The organism is Actinosynnema pretiosum (genome assembly GCF_024171695.1).
Lineage (GTDB): Bacteria > Actinomycetota > Actinomycetes > Mycobacteriales > Pseudonocardiaceae > Actinosynnema > Actinosynnema pretiosum.
The window spans coordinates 47,442-60,966 of the sequence record NZ_JAMTCF010000021.1; the positions used below are offsets into that span (position 1 = coordinate 47,442).

16 protein-coding genes are annotated in these 13,525 nt (G+C 71.5%); 1 reads left to right on the forward strand and 15 read right to left on the reverse strand.

The genetic code is table 11. From position 1 onward, the window contains the following. Positions 1 to 55: 55 nt before the first annotated feature. From LV78_RS33310 to LV78_RS33320, 3 genes are read right to left on the reverse strand one after another with little or no spacing between them, the layout of a single operon-like run. On the reverse strand, positions 56 to 1,111 hold the full coding sequence (locus LV78_RS33310; RefSeq protein ID WP_157767848.1) for a hypothetical protein: 1,056 nt from the start codon (positions 1,109 to 1,111) through the stop codon (positions 56 to 58). Continuing rightward, the gene (locus LV78_RS33315) at positions 1,111 to 2,613 is read right to left on the reverse strand and encodes a phage portal protein (protein ID WP_096495974.1); all 1,503 of its coding nucleotides are present in this window, start codon (positions 2,611 to 2,613) and stop codon (positions 1,111 to 1,113) included. The genes LV78_RS33310 and LV78_RS33315 overlap by 1 nt, the downstream gene beginning before the upstream one ends. A 16-nt stretch (positions 2,614 to 2,629) precedes the next feature. Then, positions 2,630 to 4,282: a terminase large subunit domain-containing protein gene (locus LV78_RS33320; RefSeq protein ID WP_096495975.1), complete on the reverse strand. Its 1,653-nt coding sequence runs from the start codon at positions 4,280 to 4,282 to the stop codon at positions 2,630 to 2,632. A gap of 100 nt (positions 4,283 to 4,382) precedes the next feature. On the opposite strand from LV78_RS33320, the gene LV78_RS33325 reads away from it, so the two are divergent. Further along, positions 4,383 to 4,901 (forward strand): hypothetical protein, encoded by a 519-nt coding sequence (locus LV78_RS33325; RefSeq protein ID WP_096495976.1) that lies wholly within the window; start codon positions 4,383 to 4,385, stop codon positions 4,899 to 4,901. Between the two features lie 16 nt (positions 4,902 to 4,917). On the opposite strand, the gene LV78_RS33330 is transcribed toward LV78_RS33325, so the two are convergent. The 12 genes from LV78_RS33330 to LV78_RS33385 all read right to left on the reverse strand — a co-directional run bounded on the left by LV78_RS33330 (position 4,918) and on the right by LV78_RS33385 (position 13,452). Beyond that, entirely contained in the window at positions 4,918 to 5,358 is a 441-nt protein-coding gene (locus LV78_RS33330; protein ID WP_096495977.1) for a hypothetical protein, read from the reverse strand. Between the two features lie 316 nt (positions 5,359 to 5,674). Continuing rightward, positions 5,675 to 5,929, reverse strand: a complete 255-nt coding sequence (locus tag LV78_RS33335; protein WP_157767849.1) for an HNH endonuclease family protein — start codon at positions 5,927 to 5,929, stop codon at positions 5,675 to 5,677. A gap of 153 nt (positions 5,930 to 6,082) precedes the next feature. Then, positions 6,083 to 6,823, reverse strand: a complete 741-nt coding sequence (locus LV78_RS33340; protein ID WP_096495978.1) for a DNA-methyltransferase — start codon at positions 6,821 to 6,823, stop codon at positions 6,083 to 6,085. Between the two features lie 198 nt (positions 6,824 to 7,021). Beyond that, positions 7,022 to 7,273: a hypothetical protein gene (locus LV78_RS33345; RefSeq protein ID WP_253849980.1), complete on the reverse strand. Its 252-nt coding sequence runs from the start codon at positions 7,271 to 7,273 to the stop codon at positions 7,022 to 7,024. 5 nt (positions 7,274 to 7,278) lie between these two features. Further along, a complete protein-coding gene (locus LV78_RS33350; RefSeq protein WP_096495980.1) occupies positions 7,279 to 8,016 on the reverse strand; it encodes a hypothetical protein in 738 nt (245 codons plus the stop codon). Between the two features lie 51 nt (positions 8,017 to 8,067). Then, the gene (locus LV78_RS33355; RefSeq protein ID WP_096495981.1) at positions 8,068 to 8,403 is read right to left on the reverse strand and encodes a hypothetical protein; all 336 of its coding nucleotides are present in this window, start codon (positions 8,401 to 8,403) and stop codon (positions 8,068 to 8,070) included. A gap of 96 nt (positions 8,404 to 8,499) precedes the next feature. Further along, a complete protein-coding gene (locus tag LV78_RS33360; protein WP_096495982.1) occupies positions 8,500 to 9,477 on the reverse strand; it encodes a hypothetical protein in 978 nt (325 codons plus the stop codon). After that, positions 9,477 to 10,847: a replicative DNA helicase gene (locus tag LV78_RS33365; protein WP_096495983.1), complete on the reverse strand. Its 1,371-nt coding sequence runs from the start codon at positions 10,845 to 10,847 to the stop codon at positions 9,477 to 9,479. The genes LV78_RS33360 and LV78_RS33365 overlap by 1 nt, the downstream gene beginning before the upstream one ends. After that, positions 10,844 to 12,019: a hypothetical protein gene (locus LV78_RS33370; RefSeq protein ID WP_096495984.1), complete on the reverse strand. Its 1,176-nt coding sequence runs from the start codon at positions 12,017 to 12,019 to the stop codon at positions 10,844 to 10,846. Before LV78_RS33370 ends, LV78_RS33365 begins: the two co-directional genes overlap by 4 nt. Further along, positions 12,020 to 12,367, reverse strand: a complete 348-nt coding sequence (locus LV78_RS33375; RefSeq protein ID WP_096495985.1) for a hypothetical protein — start codon at positions 12,365 to 12,367, stop codon at positions 12,020 to 12,022. Next, entirely contained in the window at positions 12,364 to 12,825 is a 462-nt protein-coding gene (locus LV78_RS33380; RefSeq protein ID WP_157767851.1) for a hypothetical protein, read from the reverse strand. Before LV78_RS33380 ends, LV78_RS33375 begins: the two co-directional genes overlap by 4 nt. Positions 12,826 to 12,921: 96 nt before the next feature. After that, complete coding sequence (locus LV78_RS33385) at positions 12,922 to 13,452, reverse strand: HNH endonuclease (protein WP_177154343.1); 531 nt, start codon at positions 13,450 to 13,452, stop codon at positions 12,922 to 12,924. Positions 13,453 to 13,525 lie beyond the last annotated feature (73 nt).

Here is a 13,525-nt window from a genome sequence, read left to right on the forward strand (position 1 = left end):
GGGGTCGGGCCCCGGCATCGCGCTCAGGGCCGGTGAGAGCCGGACCCGTCGCGGGTCACAGCAGGTAGCCGAACCGCCGGAGCAGCCGCAGTGCGTGCTCCCGGTCGTCGGCCAGTTCGTAGATCGATTCGGGCATCAGGCGCGGCGTGGTGGCGCGCCGGTAGCGGTCGCCGAGCAGCCGCGCCAAGCCCTCGGCGGCAAGCCGCTGTCCGGCCAGGCCGCGCACGGTGGTGCCCTCGGTGGTGACGTAGACCTCGCGGCCGTCCACGGTGACCGGCCGCAGGCGTCCGGCCGCGCGTCCCTCGCGGAGCGCGGCAGCCTCCTCCGGCGTGATCCGGGAACCGGCGCCCGCCAGCCCATACGCGCCCTGCCGGGCGTTGACCACCTGGCCGATGTCGGCCCCGTCCCGGATGGCCTGCGCGCCCGCGCTCGTGAACACCCGATCCTGTTCGGACTCGCTCAGGGCGTCGAAATACTGCCGGGGCGAGGTGGTCAAGTCCGGGGCGCTCTCCGCCGCGGGGATGTGCCGGCAGTCGCAGCGGTGGTGACGACGGAACGCCGTCCGGCGTCCGTAGACCCGGCCCGCCAGCACGGCGCATCGCGCGCACGTGGGCGGTACCAGCATCCGCACGTAACCGCGGGTGCGCGGCGACGCGATCCCGGCAACCCCCTCGGCCTGCCGTCCCGCGTCGGCCACCGCGGTCGACACCAGCGTCACGACCGTGAGCTGTGCGCGACGCTGCGCCTCGGCGAGCGGCAACCCCGCGTCGAGCGCTCTGGCGCGCACCGACACCGGCGCCAGGATCAACGTGTCCAGCAGCGATAGCGCCGAGTCGACCAGCCCGCCGAACGCCTCGGCGGGCACCTCGCCGTCGAACGCCGCCTCGACCCCCTGCGCGGTCAGCGCGGCGCCCACGTAGTCCTGCGCACCACCAGCCGCTGCGGTCTGCGCGATCATGACCGCCTCGGCCAGCACCGCCGCCACGTCGGGCCACGACGCCGAGCCGTCCACCCACGCGCGCTCGGCGAGGTCGGTGGCGCGGTAGACCAGGCCCTGTTGCCGCCGGTAGTGCTCGGTGCCCAGCGCAAGCAGTTCCCCGCCGAGCCCCATCACGCCGCCACGGGCTCGCCGGGCTGCTGGAACTTCGGCATGGTCAGCACCGAGGCCAGGTCACCGCCCGCCAGGCGGGCTGCTGCGGCGGCCTGGTGCTGCGTGAACTGCGAACGCCAGCGCTCCTGGTCCTGCGGGGTAGCACCGGGGATCATCTCCCGCCCGGACTCGGGCGCGAGTACCGGACCGCCCACCAACTTGGTGATCGCATCGACCACCTGACCGATGCTCACGCTCTCCGTCTTGCGCCACATCGCCTGCGTGGCAAAGGGTTTCGTTCCCGAACCGGCCAACAGCGCGGCCTTGCCCATGACCTCCTCCCACGCCGCGGCGTCGGTGGTGCACGCCGCCGCAACCTTGCGCGTGAGCGTGGTCTCGGCGGCGGTCAACGCCTCGGCGCTCAGGTTCGACAGCTGACCGAGCAGGTAGTGCGGCGGGGTCTGCGACGTCGCCGAGAGGTGCTGCACGTGCGACGACATGGCGTCGGCGTACGCCCTGAGATCGGACTCGCTGAACTCGAAGATTTTCGTATCAGCACCGGGGAAAACCCATGTCCGATCGACGCCCGCGCGCGGCACCGGCGACATCAACGGTTTGGGCTGTCCGGTGTGCGGGTCGATGATCGGGCGCCCCTCGGCGTCGACCTGCGGGATGGGCCTGCCCTCGGCGTCGCGCATCAGCGGGTCGAAACCAATCACGCCGCGCTGCCGGAAAGCGGCGAACTGCATGGCCAACATCAGGTTGAATCGCGTCGTGTTGATGCTGTCCTGCAACGGGATCAAGCGCTCGATTTCCGAGTAGCAGCGTCCCTCGGAGTCCTGGTCGTTGGGGAAGGCGACGAACGGGATGCCGTGCGGGTGCGTGCCGCTGGCGACCAGTGTCCAGCCACCGCCGAGCCACCCGGCGCCGCCCGCCATCGCTGTTCGGCGGTACCGAATCCAGCTGGTCTCGTCGTAGACCACCGCGTGCTCTACGTCCGTCCACTGCGGCTGACCGGTCGTCCGACTCGGGGTCTTGGTGGTCCAGTTCTTGACTGCCCACCCGATGCGGAACGGGTTGTCGTCGTGCGGGAACAGGAAGACCCGGCGCGGCGACTCCGGTGTGATCAGCGGCAGGGCACCCTGCTGCGGCCACACCGACACGATGCCCTGTCCGTACACCATGCGGTCGCTGTAGACCATCGACTGACGGCCATGGAGCTGGTTCGTGCGCCAGATTTCCCACGTGGCCGCGTCAGCTTCCTCGTCCGGGCGGCCGTCGGCGTTGGTGCGGAACCCGTCGACGGCCTGGCGCTGCACGGCGGCCTTCTCGACCAGGTCCAGCCACGGCGCCATGCTCATTTCGCGCAGCCGCAGGTACTCGTTGCTGACGCCGTCGGGCGCGTAGGGGCGGTCCTGCCCGGTGCCGGTGGCGTACCCCTTCCAGCGGTCCAGGTCCGGTCTGCGCTGCCTAAGCTCGTAGAGGCCCAGTTCCCTGCACTCGGCTGCGGTACGGGGGTCCAAGCGTCACCCCCGATCGTCAGTTGAATCCGTAGTAGACGGTCGAGATGTGCCGCTGTTTGACCGGTGCGGCGGTGAGGACGTCGGCGCGCGCCTGGTAGGCCAGCGCGCCGCCCATCAAGGCGTCGATCTTGCGGTTCGAGCGCGGGGTCTCCTTGCGGATCAGCCTCATGCCGCGGGCCCTTCTGACGTAGGCGTTGCCGACGTGCTCGGCCATCGTCGTGTCGCCGTCGTTGGGCACCAGGCCCGCGATCAGGTCGGCGCGCAGCCGGTCCAGAGCCTCACCGGCGCGCTTGTCGCCGTTGGTCTCGTAGGCGCGGACGCGCTGCTCCTGGCCGCCGTAGAGCTTGACCCACGTCTCGATGTCGCTGCGCCACTCGTGCGGGTCGCAGTACATCAGCCGCACCCGGTAGGTGCGGAACGCAGCGGCGACGCGCTCGTTCACCTCGCCGCGCGGCACCGACCAGTGCGCGCCGCGCGGCCCGTCGGGCTTGGCCCAGATCCCCAGCACGAACAGCAGGCCGTCGGACAGCCTGCACCCGATGAGGACGGTCGCGTCGTCATTGATCGAACCGTCGAACCCGACGGTGATCTCGTCACCGGGTGCGAGCGGGTGGGCCTGCGCGCCGAGCCGGGTCCCGCACTCCCAGTGCTGCGGGTCGATCCACGTGTCCGAGGCAACCGAACCCCGGTTCAGGAAGTACCGTTCGGCGTCCGCAGGGTCCTGCTGGCGCAGCATCTTGCGGTAGATGCGTTCGGGATCAAGGAAGTGCGCTTTGCCGCGGGCCTGGCGGATCTGCCGGAGCGTGTGCTCCTTGTCCGCCAGGTCGAACTTCCCGCTGGCCTGCCGGTGGTTGACGTACAGCCCCAGCTCGGCGCCGCGCTCCTTGTACTCCCGGAACGTCGTTTCCGCGACGGACAGCTCACCGCGCCGGTACATCGTGGTCGTCTGGAGCAACCAAGGCTCGGCAAGTCCGCGCTTGGCCAGGTTCCGGGAGACCGTCTCGTACATGGCGATCAGTTCGCGCAGGATGTACAGGTGCGTCTCGTCGGCGACGACGAAGCTTTCCTTGCCGCCGTCCTTGGAAGCGGAACCCGTTGTGCAGTAAAGGATTTTGCCGCCGCCCGCATCCTCGTCGAAGTCCGCGAACTCGTCGGCCAGGGCGCCGTCGTCGGTGGGCAGCAGGATGCGCGTAGAGGTCTTCCAGTCCCGGCCGTAGTCCACGCCCTCGAACACCGGGTTCCCGCGGGTCCTGCCGACGTGGACGATGTAGGCGACGACCGCGTACGTGTTCTCCGCAGCCTGCCCCTCTTCGGTGGCCAGGATCTTGATCAGGGGCGAGCGGACGCGCCGCCCGACCGGTTGGCCGCTCTCGTCCCAATGGGAAAACCGGACGGCCGCGAACGCCTCGGCAAGCACGATCCACGCCGCCAGCTCGCTTTTCGCCCACCCCTTCATCCGGGAGATGACGGCCTCGTCGTAGAGCCGCTTTCCGGTGGTCGGGTCCAGTTCGTAGACGTCGACCAGGAAGTCCAAGCGTTCATCGTCGAGCTGGACCGGACGGCCTTGGACGTCACCGGGGCCGTGGACGCAGTTCGCCTCGATCCATGCCGCGATCTCGTAGCCGAGCGAGCACTTGTGCCCCTCGAACAGCGGGCCCGACCACCCCACGGGGATCACCTCCCCGCAGCGCGCCACCGCCCGCGCTGGTGCCGTACCGGCCCGCAAATCGGCCTATTTCTGTTGCCAGGTAAGGGATAGCGTCTGCTCTATGGCGGTTGACGTGCACGTGATGGGAGAAGGCGGGGCAGCGAGGCGCCTGGTCGCCGCGCTCGGTGAGTCGCTGGAGCTGGCGATGCGCTCGCGCAGCGCCGGAATGAGGAACCGGTCCGACGGCGTGCGACTGTTCGGCCAGGCCCGCCCGCACGCGAACGAACCCGTGGCGGAGTTGGCGGTACCCGAGCTAGCCGCGGCATTCACTCTGGTACCGGACCAGGGCGGGCGGGTGCGGCTGAAACTGACCGGGGAGGAGCCCGAGCTGCGGGCTGTCCTCACGGCGCTGCGCCCGCTGTTGAGCCTGCTGGTCTACCCGGCCGAGGCATACCGGGCGGACGGCATTCTCGGGTGGGCGGTCTACCTGCACGTCGAGACGACCACCTTGCCCGAGCCCACCGGTCCGGTCGCGGACACCGTCCCCGAGCAGCCCCGCGGTTCTCGGTGGGCACCGTCGGAGCGCGCCGACCGGCGCCCGGTCACCGGGCGCCGCGCGCTGCCCCGCGGGCGCCGGTGAACCCGACCGTCGAGACTTAGGCGCCTGCGCTGCGCCGCCGAGCCCGTTCCAGCGGTGACACCGTCCCGCCAACGGCGACCGTCCCGGACGGCTGGTATGCGCCTCGTGCCCCTCGGAGCTGAGGACGCTTCCCGGTCTTGGTGTCCGGCAGGCGCAACGTGACGAGCAGTTGCTTGAGCACGTTCTGCTGTTGCCGGGCCTCGGACAGCGCACCGTCAACGACCAGGTGGAACGTGGTGTCGTCCTCACGGTCTTCCCGCACGTGCACCATGCGCGCGCCCGCGCCGGATAGCTGGCGGTCCAGCTCGTCGAGCCGGTCGACGATCCGGCACGCCTCCCGGACCAGGATGGTCTGCGCCGGATCGAACGCGGTCAGCTCGTGCAGGTCGCGCCACAGCGCGGCACCCGCCTGGTCCAGCCCGGCGGGCGGCTGCGGGGTGTCCACGTCGTCGGCCATCGGCCACCACCTCGGATTTTTTCAGCCTCGCGGACAGCGAGGGACCTTCCACGCGGCGGCGGCGGGAAACCGGCCAGGGGGGGCACCCCCCAGGGGTACATTTCCGCAGGTCAGAGGCTTGCCCTTGTCTCGGGTGCGATACTGTTTCCGCAGGTCACAGGGCTGCGGCTCGGGTGTGCGGGACCGGCCAGGCACAGTGGCAATCGGCGCGGGGCGTGCCGGGTGACGTCGCGGGCGTTAGCCTCGATGCGGATCATCGGTGATCGCATGGCCTCGACGGCGGCCAGCGTGGCGGCCCTGGACTTCGGCCAACCGATCATGCGCGCGTTCCCTTCCGGCTGTTGCAGCTGCGGCACAGCACTCGCAGCTCAGCCGACGGCCGACCGCTCAGTGCCACCGGCACGACGTCATCGGCGACCAGGTCCGTGCTGCGGTGGCCCGGTCGTTGCCAGCCGGGGCACCAGTCGCCGAGCGCGGCGCGGTGCTCGGCGACGACGTCGGCCCGGCGTCGCCGTTCGCGCCAGGTCCGGGCCAGCTTGGTCGGGACGGTACTGCGCTGCTGGCGCTCCACCTCAACGGCGCACCCCGCGCACCGCCCCCGGTAGACCGCCAACTCTGCGCAGCCGGGGGTGGTGCAAGTGCGAGGCAAGGACACCGCTGCCTCCCGCATTCCCGGAAGGGCGAGGGTCAGAGCGCGGGGGGACGCGCTCCGACCCTCGCCGGGTCAGGTGGTCTGATGAGCATCGGCCTCGGCCAGGCGCTCGCTGGCGATCCGGTGGTACTGAGGGGAAAGCTCGACACCGACGAACCGCCGTCCGGACTGGAGCGCGGCCACGCCCGTCGACCCCGCGCCTGCGAACGGGTCGAGCACCGTGCCTGCGTCGGGCACGATCCGCACCAGCTCGTCGAGCAGCCCGGTCACGGGCTTCTGCGTGATGTGGCGGCGCTGGCGGCCTCTGGGCTGTGACGCGCTGAAGATGCCTGGCAGGTAGAGATCCCTGTCGGTGGCGTACTTGCCATTGCTGCCCCACAGGATGTACTCGGCGGCGGAACGGAAGCCGCCGCGCTTCGGGCGGCTGATGGGCTTGTGCCACACCAGGGTTCCCTGCCACAACCACCCGGCGGCCTGAAGCGCGTCGGAGGTGGCCGGGAGCTGGCGCCAGTCGGTGAACACGAGCGCGTGTCCGCCCGGTGCGGTGGCGCGCAGGCAGTGTGAGAGGACCAGGGACAGCCACGCCACGTATCCGCGCTGATCGCGCTGGTCGCCGGTGAAGTCGGGGAACGTGGCAGCTGTGACCGAGTCGCTGCTGACGTACTTCTCCACGGCCGTCTGCTGGCGCCGTTCGGTGCTGCTGCGCCCGCCCGAGTTGTACGGCGGGTCCGCGATCACCGCCTCCACCGAGCCCGGTGCGAGGGTTGGCAGCACGGCGAGCGCGTCGCCGCAGTGCAGTTCGTAGTTACGCATTGTCATCTCCCCAGGGGATGTGGTCGGCTACCGGCCGTTCCCCGCGCCCCTGGGGAGGTGGACGCAGCGGGGAACGCAGAGGCCCGACACCGGATCGGTGTCGGGCCTCTGGGTTGCGGTAGCGGTGTGAAGTTGGGCCGGTCACCCGATTTTGGGTATAGATCGGCGTCGAAACTGTCTCACGTGGAGTGATCAGCGTCAAGCGATTGTGCGGTGTTGGCCGCGGAGCCTGCGAGTGCGCAGGTAGGCGACTACCTCGGCCACGTTGTAGCCGGGGCCGGGGCTGACCGGCACGCCCGGCCTGGATTTCCAGCCGCGCAGTGTGGACGCGGTCACCCGCAACCGGTCCTCGCCGGTGCGGTCGGCCTCGGCGCGTAGCAGCCGCAGAACCTCCTCGGCGGAGACCCGGCCGGTGGGGAGGCGGTCGGCGGCGGTGATACGGATCTGCACCAGGCTCACGGTCGGGGGCACCCCTCTCTGCTCTGGGCAAGGTCGATCAGCTCAAACGCGGTGTACACCCGGTGGCACACCAAACAACGCGCCCCGATGGGAGTCACCAGGCCACTACGCGCGTCCTCCCGTTCGCACACCACGATGCCACCGTCGCACACCGCGCGTCCGTCGACGGCTGCGGCCAGGTCGTCACGGGGGGCGGTGCAGGTGGCGACCACCGGGGGCGGGGCCTCACCGGTGGCGGCGGCCAGCTGACGACGCAGCTGGTGCAGCTCGGCGGCGAAGTCGGGCACCCACGGCTGCGTGCAGATCCACCCGAGCGCGGCCAGCAGGGTGCTCACCGCCTCCCGCACCGTGCGCGGCGCGGGAATGAGCGCGCGCAGGCTCGGCGGGGTACGCAACTCGTAGACCTGGCGCGCCCACCCGCCGAGCACCGCAGGGGCGGACAGCAGCGGGTGCTCGTCGTCGTCGGGACCGGTGCGCGAACGGCCGACGCCGGTGGCGGCGCTGCGCGGGTCGAGCATCACGAGCACCGCGTCATCCGCCGGGGATGCCGAGCCGAAACCGGAGCTGGTGGCGACGAGCTGCGGGCGAACGCTGCGGACCGGGGTGAGGTGGGCGAGGTGGAACTCGATCCACCTCAACCCAGTGTGCAACCGCTCGCGGCAGCGGTCGCACACCAGCGAATCGCCGGGAGTCGGTTCCGACGAGTCGCACCCCGCGATGGTGCACCAGATCATCGGACACCCCCTGGATCGCGCGCGGCGAGCAGCCGGGCCGGGCTCGACGGGTCACGCACCGGTAGCGCCCTGCACGTGGTGGCGGGTGAGCACGGCCGCGGTCGCCCGGTGGGCGGCGCCGAGCAACGCGTCGACTACCGCGCGGCGGGCGGCGGCCTCGGCGGTGGCGACCAGGTCGCCGAGGGGCGCGCTCACCTGCACGTCGTCGGCGGCCTGCATCAGGGCGTCGGCGACCTCGGTCAGCAGCAGGGGCGCGGCGGCGGCGAGCGCGGCGCGGGCCTCGGCGTGCCAGTCGTCGGGCAGGCTGCCGGGGATCTCCCAGACTGCGGCGAGCGCGGTGGCCACGGCCAGCACGGCGGGGTCGGTAGTCGGGTCGGTGGTGGTCATCGGGTGCACCTCGGGGGTAGGGCGCGCGGTGCGCGCGCGGTGGTCGGGTCGGGGGTGGAGGGACGTGGGCAGGCCGCGTCCCTCCACCGGGGGCGGCTAGTGAGTGCCGCCGCGTAGCGCGTCGCGGACCTGGCGGGCCGCATCGGTGCCGCACCCCAGCGCCGCGCGCAAGCGCGTCGCCGAGGGGTCGGCGGGTAGTTGCCCGGCATCGATCAGCAGCCGGGCGCGCTCTACCAGTAGGGCGGTCCTGGACTCGGCGGCCCGGTCCCGCGCCGGGACGGCGGCGGGGTCGTCTTGCCTGTACACGGGCCTAGTCGGTAGGGAGTCGGGGCCTACCGGTAGCCCGTGGTCCAGCTCGGCGAACGCGGTCCAGATCGGCGGCAGGACGGCCACCGCGCCGACCGCCACCAGCGGGCCGACCGCGTGGGCGAGCAGCTGCATGGGGTCGAACTCCTGCGGCGACAGCACCACCGGCAGGTACGGCCACACGTTGAGCGTGAGCGTCGCCGTGAGCGCGCTGTACTCCACGATGGTCAGGTGCCGGTGGTGGAGCACACGTCCGCGCGCGGCTAGGAACGCCTTGGCACCGACAACCACCAGCAGCAGCAGGGAGATCACCGGCTCTACCGCCCACGCGCCCCACCACGCGACGGAGTACACGGGCACGCTGCGGGTGAGCGTGGCGTGCGTACCGGTGGTGGACCAGGCCAGCGCGCCGAGCAGCGCGGCCACCGCCACGACGGTGAGCACCAGGCGCACGCGGGAGGCCAGCAGCGCCAGCGCCGCGGGGTTCTGCGCGAGGGCGTGCAGGCGACCGGCCTCGGCGGCGCGCTTGCGGGCGCGGCGCACGCGCTCGGTGTCCACCAGCAGCGGTGCCGGGTCGTCCTGGAGATCGACCAGGGCGTGTGCCTCGGCGACCTCGGCGCGCAGTTCCTGCACGCGCCGGGTGTCCGGGAGTGCCAGCACGGCGGCGGGCTCGGCCGGTGCGTGCGCGGCGAGGTGGTGCTCGACGGCCGCCACGGTGCGCGTGACGTCCTCGTCGCTGGGCTCTGGACTGGGGGCCGGGGTGATCATCACGCACCGCCAGTGGGCCGCACAGCGGCAAGGCGAGCCTGCTGCTGCGGGCTGCCGATCGTGGCATAGTGCGCCCGCCAGTCCAGCTCGACCAGCGCCGCCCGGCCGATCCTGTTCTTCACGAGGTCGAACAGGACTGTCCAACCGGGCTCCCCCTTGAGGTCGCCCTCCTCGATGACGGGGCGGGAATGCAGGATCACCACGTCCGCGTCGGCCTCGATGCCGCCGGACTCGCGCAGGTCTGCCGCAACCGGCCGCCTGTTGTTGCGCACCGACTCGCGGTTGAGCTGCGCTGCGATGATCACCGCGACGCCCAGTTCGCGGGAAAGCTGCTTGAGCTGACGGCTGATCGCCGCGACCTCCTCCTCACGGCGGGCCCCGCGGTGCTCACTGCCGACGAGCTGGAGGTAGTCGATCACCACCACGTCAAGCCCTTTGCGGCGCTTCTCGTTGCGGCACACAGCCTTGATATAGCTCACGGTCAGGTTCGGGCGGTCCACCACCGAGAGCGGGTAGTGCCGCGCCCGGTCGACGTAGGAGTTCACCTGCGACCACGCGCCCTGGTCCAAGCGGCGGCGGGTGATGTGCGACTGCTCGACCAGGGCCCCGCTGGAAACCATCCGGTCGGTCACCTCACCCGCGCCCATCTCCGCGCTGAACACGACCGCCGGATGTCCCAGTTCGGCGGCCCGGTGCGCCATCTGGTGCGCACTGATGGACTTGCCATCGCCGGGACGTGCGCCGATCACGTACACCCGCCCCGCCCGAAGTCCACCGTTCAACACGTCGTTGAGGGCGATCCACGGCGTCGGGATCACCAGCGCGGCGGACGGGTTGCGCTGCTCCTCGACGAACTTGTCGAGCAGGTCGCCGTAGCGCTGCACGTCGGTGGTCTCCTCGGCGTCGCTGTCCAGCGCGGCGAGCCGGTCGTACGCAGCGCCGAGCGCCTGCGCGGGGTCCTCGGCGGCGACGGCCTCGGCCTTGATCGCGTCGCACACCGCGACCAGCTCCCGCAGCCGTCCACAGCGGACCACGGCGGCCACGTGGTGCGGGTACTCGGCGGCGGGCGGGGTGTAACCGGCGTAGCGGGACAGCAGCCGCTCGGCGCGCGCCACGCTGTTCGGCGAGGTATCGACGTCGCGCAGGTGCCCGAGCAGGGTCCGGGCGCTGATCGGCTGCTCGTCGTCGCGCAGCGCACGCGCCGCGGCCCACACCGCGCCGAACATCGGGTCCGCGAACCATCGCGGGTCGACGGCGGACAGCGCCTCATCCCGCAGCGTCCGCATCGTCACGGGCTGGAGAAGGCCGATCAGGTACAGCTCGGCGTCAAACGCGCCGAGCGGGTCACTCAGGGTGTCGGGGTAGGTCATGACGCAGCCCTCGTGATGACTCGATTGATGATCAGCTGGTGGTGGTCGTTGATCCACTGGCGTGCGTGGTCGATGGCCCACGCCTCGGCGGCCTCACGGCCGGTGACGTCGAGTGGCAGATCGGGGCGCGTGTAGTGCAGCCCGGTGCGCTCGACGATCGGCCGGGTGCGGCCTGCCGCGTACTCCCCGCGCAGCCACTCGGTGACGGCGTCGCGGTCACCGGCGACGGCGGGCAGCGCGCGCGGGGCGTGACCGGACCGGTCGAATTCGCGGGCCTTGATCAGCCACGTGGTGAACGCGGCGTTCCACTGCTTCGCGGTGCGGCCGTTGGTCTCGGCGTGCAGCCGAAATAGCTCCGCCTGGTGGGCCAGGTCGAGGCCCAGTTGCGCGGCCCGGTCGCGGTGCGCGTCGGTGGGTGCCCAGTCGGCGGGCAGGCGGGTAGCCCGCGCGGACGCGCCGTCCTTGCCGCCCTTGCGCTTCGTCGGTCCGCCGGTCGCGGCGGCTGCGCCGGAGGCGCGGGGAACAAGGGTTGAGGGTTGGGGTACTTCACTACTTACTAGACACTCCACAACCCCGTGGGAAGCCGATGCGCTACCGAATGCGCTACCGGATACCGCACCCGATAGGCTATCCACCTGCGAAAACGGCTGCCCCGACGTGGAGCGTCCCGGAGCGGGACCAACCGGTGCGGACAGCGGCGGAACCGGGGTGCCGACCGGCCGTGCCGGTGCCGCGTCGGGTGCCCCACCCGATAGGGCATCGGATAGGGCATCGGTGGACAGCCCCAGTGCGGCGAACTCGCCGAGCAGAGCCCGCACGAGCACCGGGGAGACGATCTCTCCCGCTGCCCGCATGATCACCGGACGCCTTTTCGAGTTCCCCCAACCGTTGTCGTGCCGCACGAACGAGCGGACTAGCGCCTCCTCGGTGTCCCAGTCCACCAACACGAACCGACCACGCTCCAACCCCTCCAGCGCTGTACGCACGCTGGCGGCCGTGGTGTCCGTGGCATAGCTCGCCCAGCGGCCCACCGTGAGCGCCAACGTCCCCACGGCGGTGATGTCCGGTTGCGTGACGAGCAGGAAGTAGAGCCGCTGTTCGCTGGCATTCAGCGCGCGGAAGTCGGCGTCGCGCCAGATTGCCGTGACGATGTTCGCGTACGAGCGCGCCACCTACCTCACCCCCGCCCGTCGGGGCATGACGGCTGCGGCCGTCCATGCGGCGGCGCGTTGCTCGGCGTGCCGCAGCTGCGCGGCGCCGAGCGCTTGCAGGCGCTCCGCGAGGTCGGCGCACTGGGACTCGAACTCCTGCGGGTCGGTAACCTCCCGCCGCTGCCAGGCTTCCAGCAGCTCGCCGAGCGCGGCGTAGGTGGCGCCCAGCTCCGCTAGAGGCCCGTCGTCGGGGCCTGCGGTCGCGCTCATGCGGTGCGCCGCGTCGAGGGCCTGGCCGATCTCCACCTCGGACCGGCGGGGTTCCTGCCCGCCCACCGGTCCGGGCGTGACCCTGTTGTAGTGGGTCATCGGTTGCCGTCATCTCCCGTCGTGACGTCGTACACGGTGCCCCCGGAGCGCTGGGCGTCGAGGTGGGCCGCGAGGTCGGCGACCACGTCGCCCATGCCGGTCACCGCCACGGACCCGGCGTGCGCGCAGTAGCGCGCCGCCGCGTCGAACAGATCGGGGTGGTGCACGTCGGCCTCCACCCGGACCGCCGCGCCGCGCGGGGGGAGCGGCGGCATCGGCCGCAGCGCCAGGCTGGACAGCCGCACCTCGTAGACCTGCGCCACCCGGCCGCTGAACGGGTCGGAGTCGGTGTAGGCGTTGACCAGCGCGGCCACCGCCCGGTAAACCCCCGCCTCATAGTCCAAAATGGACATTGCATCGTGCCGGGGCATCCGGTAACCGGCCCGGTTGAGCACGTCGACCAGCTCCCGCACCAAGGACGGCGGCACGTTCACCAACAGCTCGGTCCGATCAGTCATCACCGAGCACCACCCCGAACACCAGCGCGAGAACCAGCAACGCGGCCAACGCCACCAGCAGCACCACCCCGAACACCACCACTTCCCGCAGCCGCGTCACGCGGTCACCTCCCGCGGCACCGGCGTGACCACCCGGACACCGCGACGGCGGTCGACGATGGCGACCATGCCCAGGCGCGCCAGCTCGTCAACGACGCGCGCCAGCTGCGCGCCCCGGTAGGTGCGCTGCCCGCTCGGGTGGCACCGGACGGACACCAGAACGGGAACCAGCTCGACGGCGAGCGGCGGCGTGACCGCCTGCCCGTTGTGCAGCTGGTGCACGAGCACCCCGCCCGCGCAAGAGTTACAGCGCAGGCACATCGGCCTGATGTTGCTGCGGTGGTAGGTGCCGCCCAGCACGCCGGGCACGACCCGGTCCACGCTCAGGGTGTCCACAGTCAGCACGGTGCGGCACTCGAAGCACAGCACACGCCCGTCGTCGCCGTACTTGGCGACCAGCCAGGCACGGCGCGCGCGGCGGTCGGCCGCGCTGCCGCGGCGGTTGCGGTTGGTGGTGCCCCGGTGGGTGGGGGGTGGTGCGGTGTTGGTGTCGGGTGTTGGGCGGGCGTTAGCCTGCACAGTGGACACGCGGACTCCTCTGATTCTGGTGTGTTCACTGGACCCGCCCCGGATGGCCCCGGGGCGGGTCCCCTTGCAAGCG

What these genes read in the sequence shown, in the direction of transcription:
- LV78_RS33360 (WP_096495982.1), bottom strand. Translation starts at nt 9,477, where the DNA reads ATGATCACCCCGGCCCCCAGTCCAGAGCCCAGCGACGAGGACGTCACG.
- LV78_RS33325 (WP_096495976.1), top strand. Translation starts at nt 4,383, where the DNA reads ATGGCGGTTGACGTGCACGTGATGGGAGAAGGCGGGGCAGCGAGGCGC.
- LV78_RS33375 (WP_096495985.1), bottom strand. Translation starts at nt 12,367, where the DNA reads ATGACCCACTACAACAGGGTCACGCCCGGACCGGTGGGCGGGCAGGAA.
- LV78_RS33340 (WP_096495978.1), bottom strand. Translation starts at nt 6,823, where the DNA reads ATGCGTAACTACGAACTGCACTGCGGCGACGCGCTCGCCGTGCTGCCA.
- LV78_RS33365 (WP_096495983.1), bottom strand. Translation starts at nt 10,847, where the DNA reads ATGACCTACCCCGACACCCTGAGTGACCCGCTCGGCGCGTTTGACGCC.
- LV78_RS33310 (WP_157767848.1), bottom strand. Translation starts at nt 1,111, where the DNA reads ATGGGGCTCGGCGGGGAACTGCTTGCGCTGGGCACCGAGCACTACCGG.
- LV78_RS33350 (WP_096495980.1), bottom strand. Translation starts at nt 8,016, where the DNA reads ATGATCTGGTGCACCATCGCGGGGTGCGACTCGTCGGAACCGACTCCC.
- LV78_RS33330 (WP_096495977.1), bottom strand. Translation starts at nt 5,358, where the DNA reads ATGGCCGACGACGTGGACACCCCGCAGCCGCCCGCCGGGCTGGACCAG.
- LV78_RS33380 (WP_157767851.1), bottom strand. Translation starts at nt 12,825, where the DNA reads ATGACTGATCGGACCGAGCTGTTGGTGAACGTGCCGCCGTCCTTGGTG.
- LV78_RS33355 (WP_096495981.1), bottom strand. Translation starts at nt 8,403, where the DNA reads ATGACCACCACCGACCCGACTACCGACCCCGCCGTGCTGGCCGTGGCC.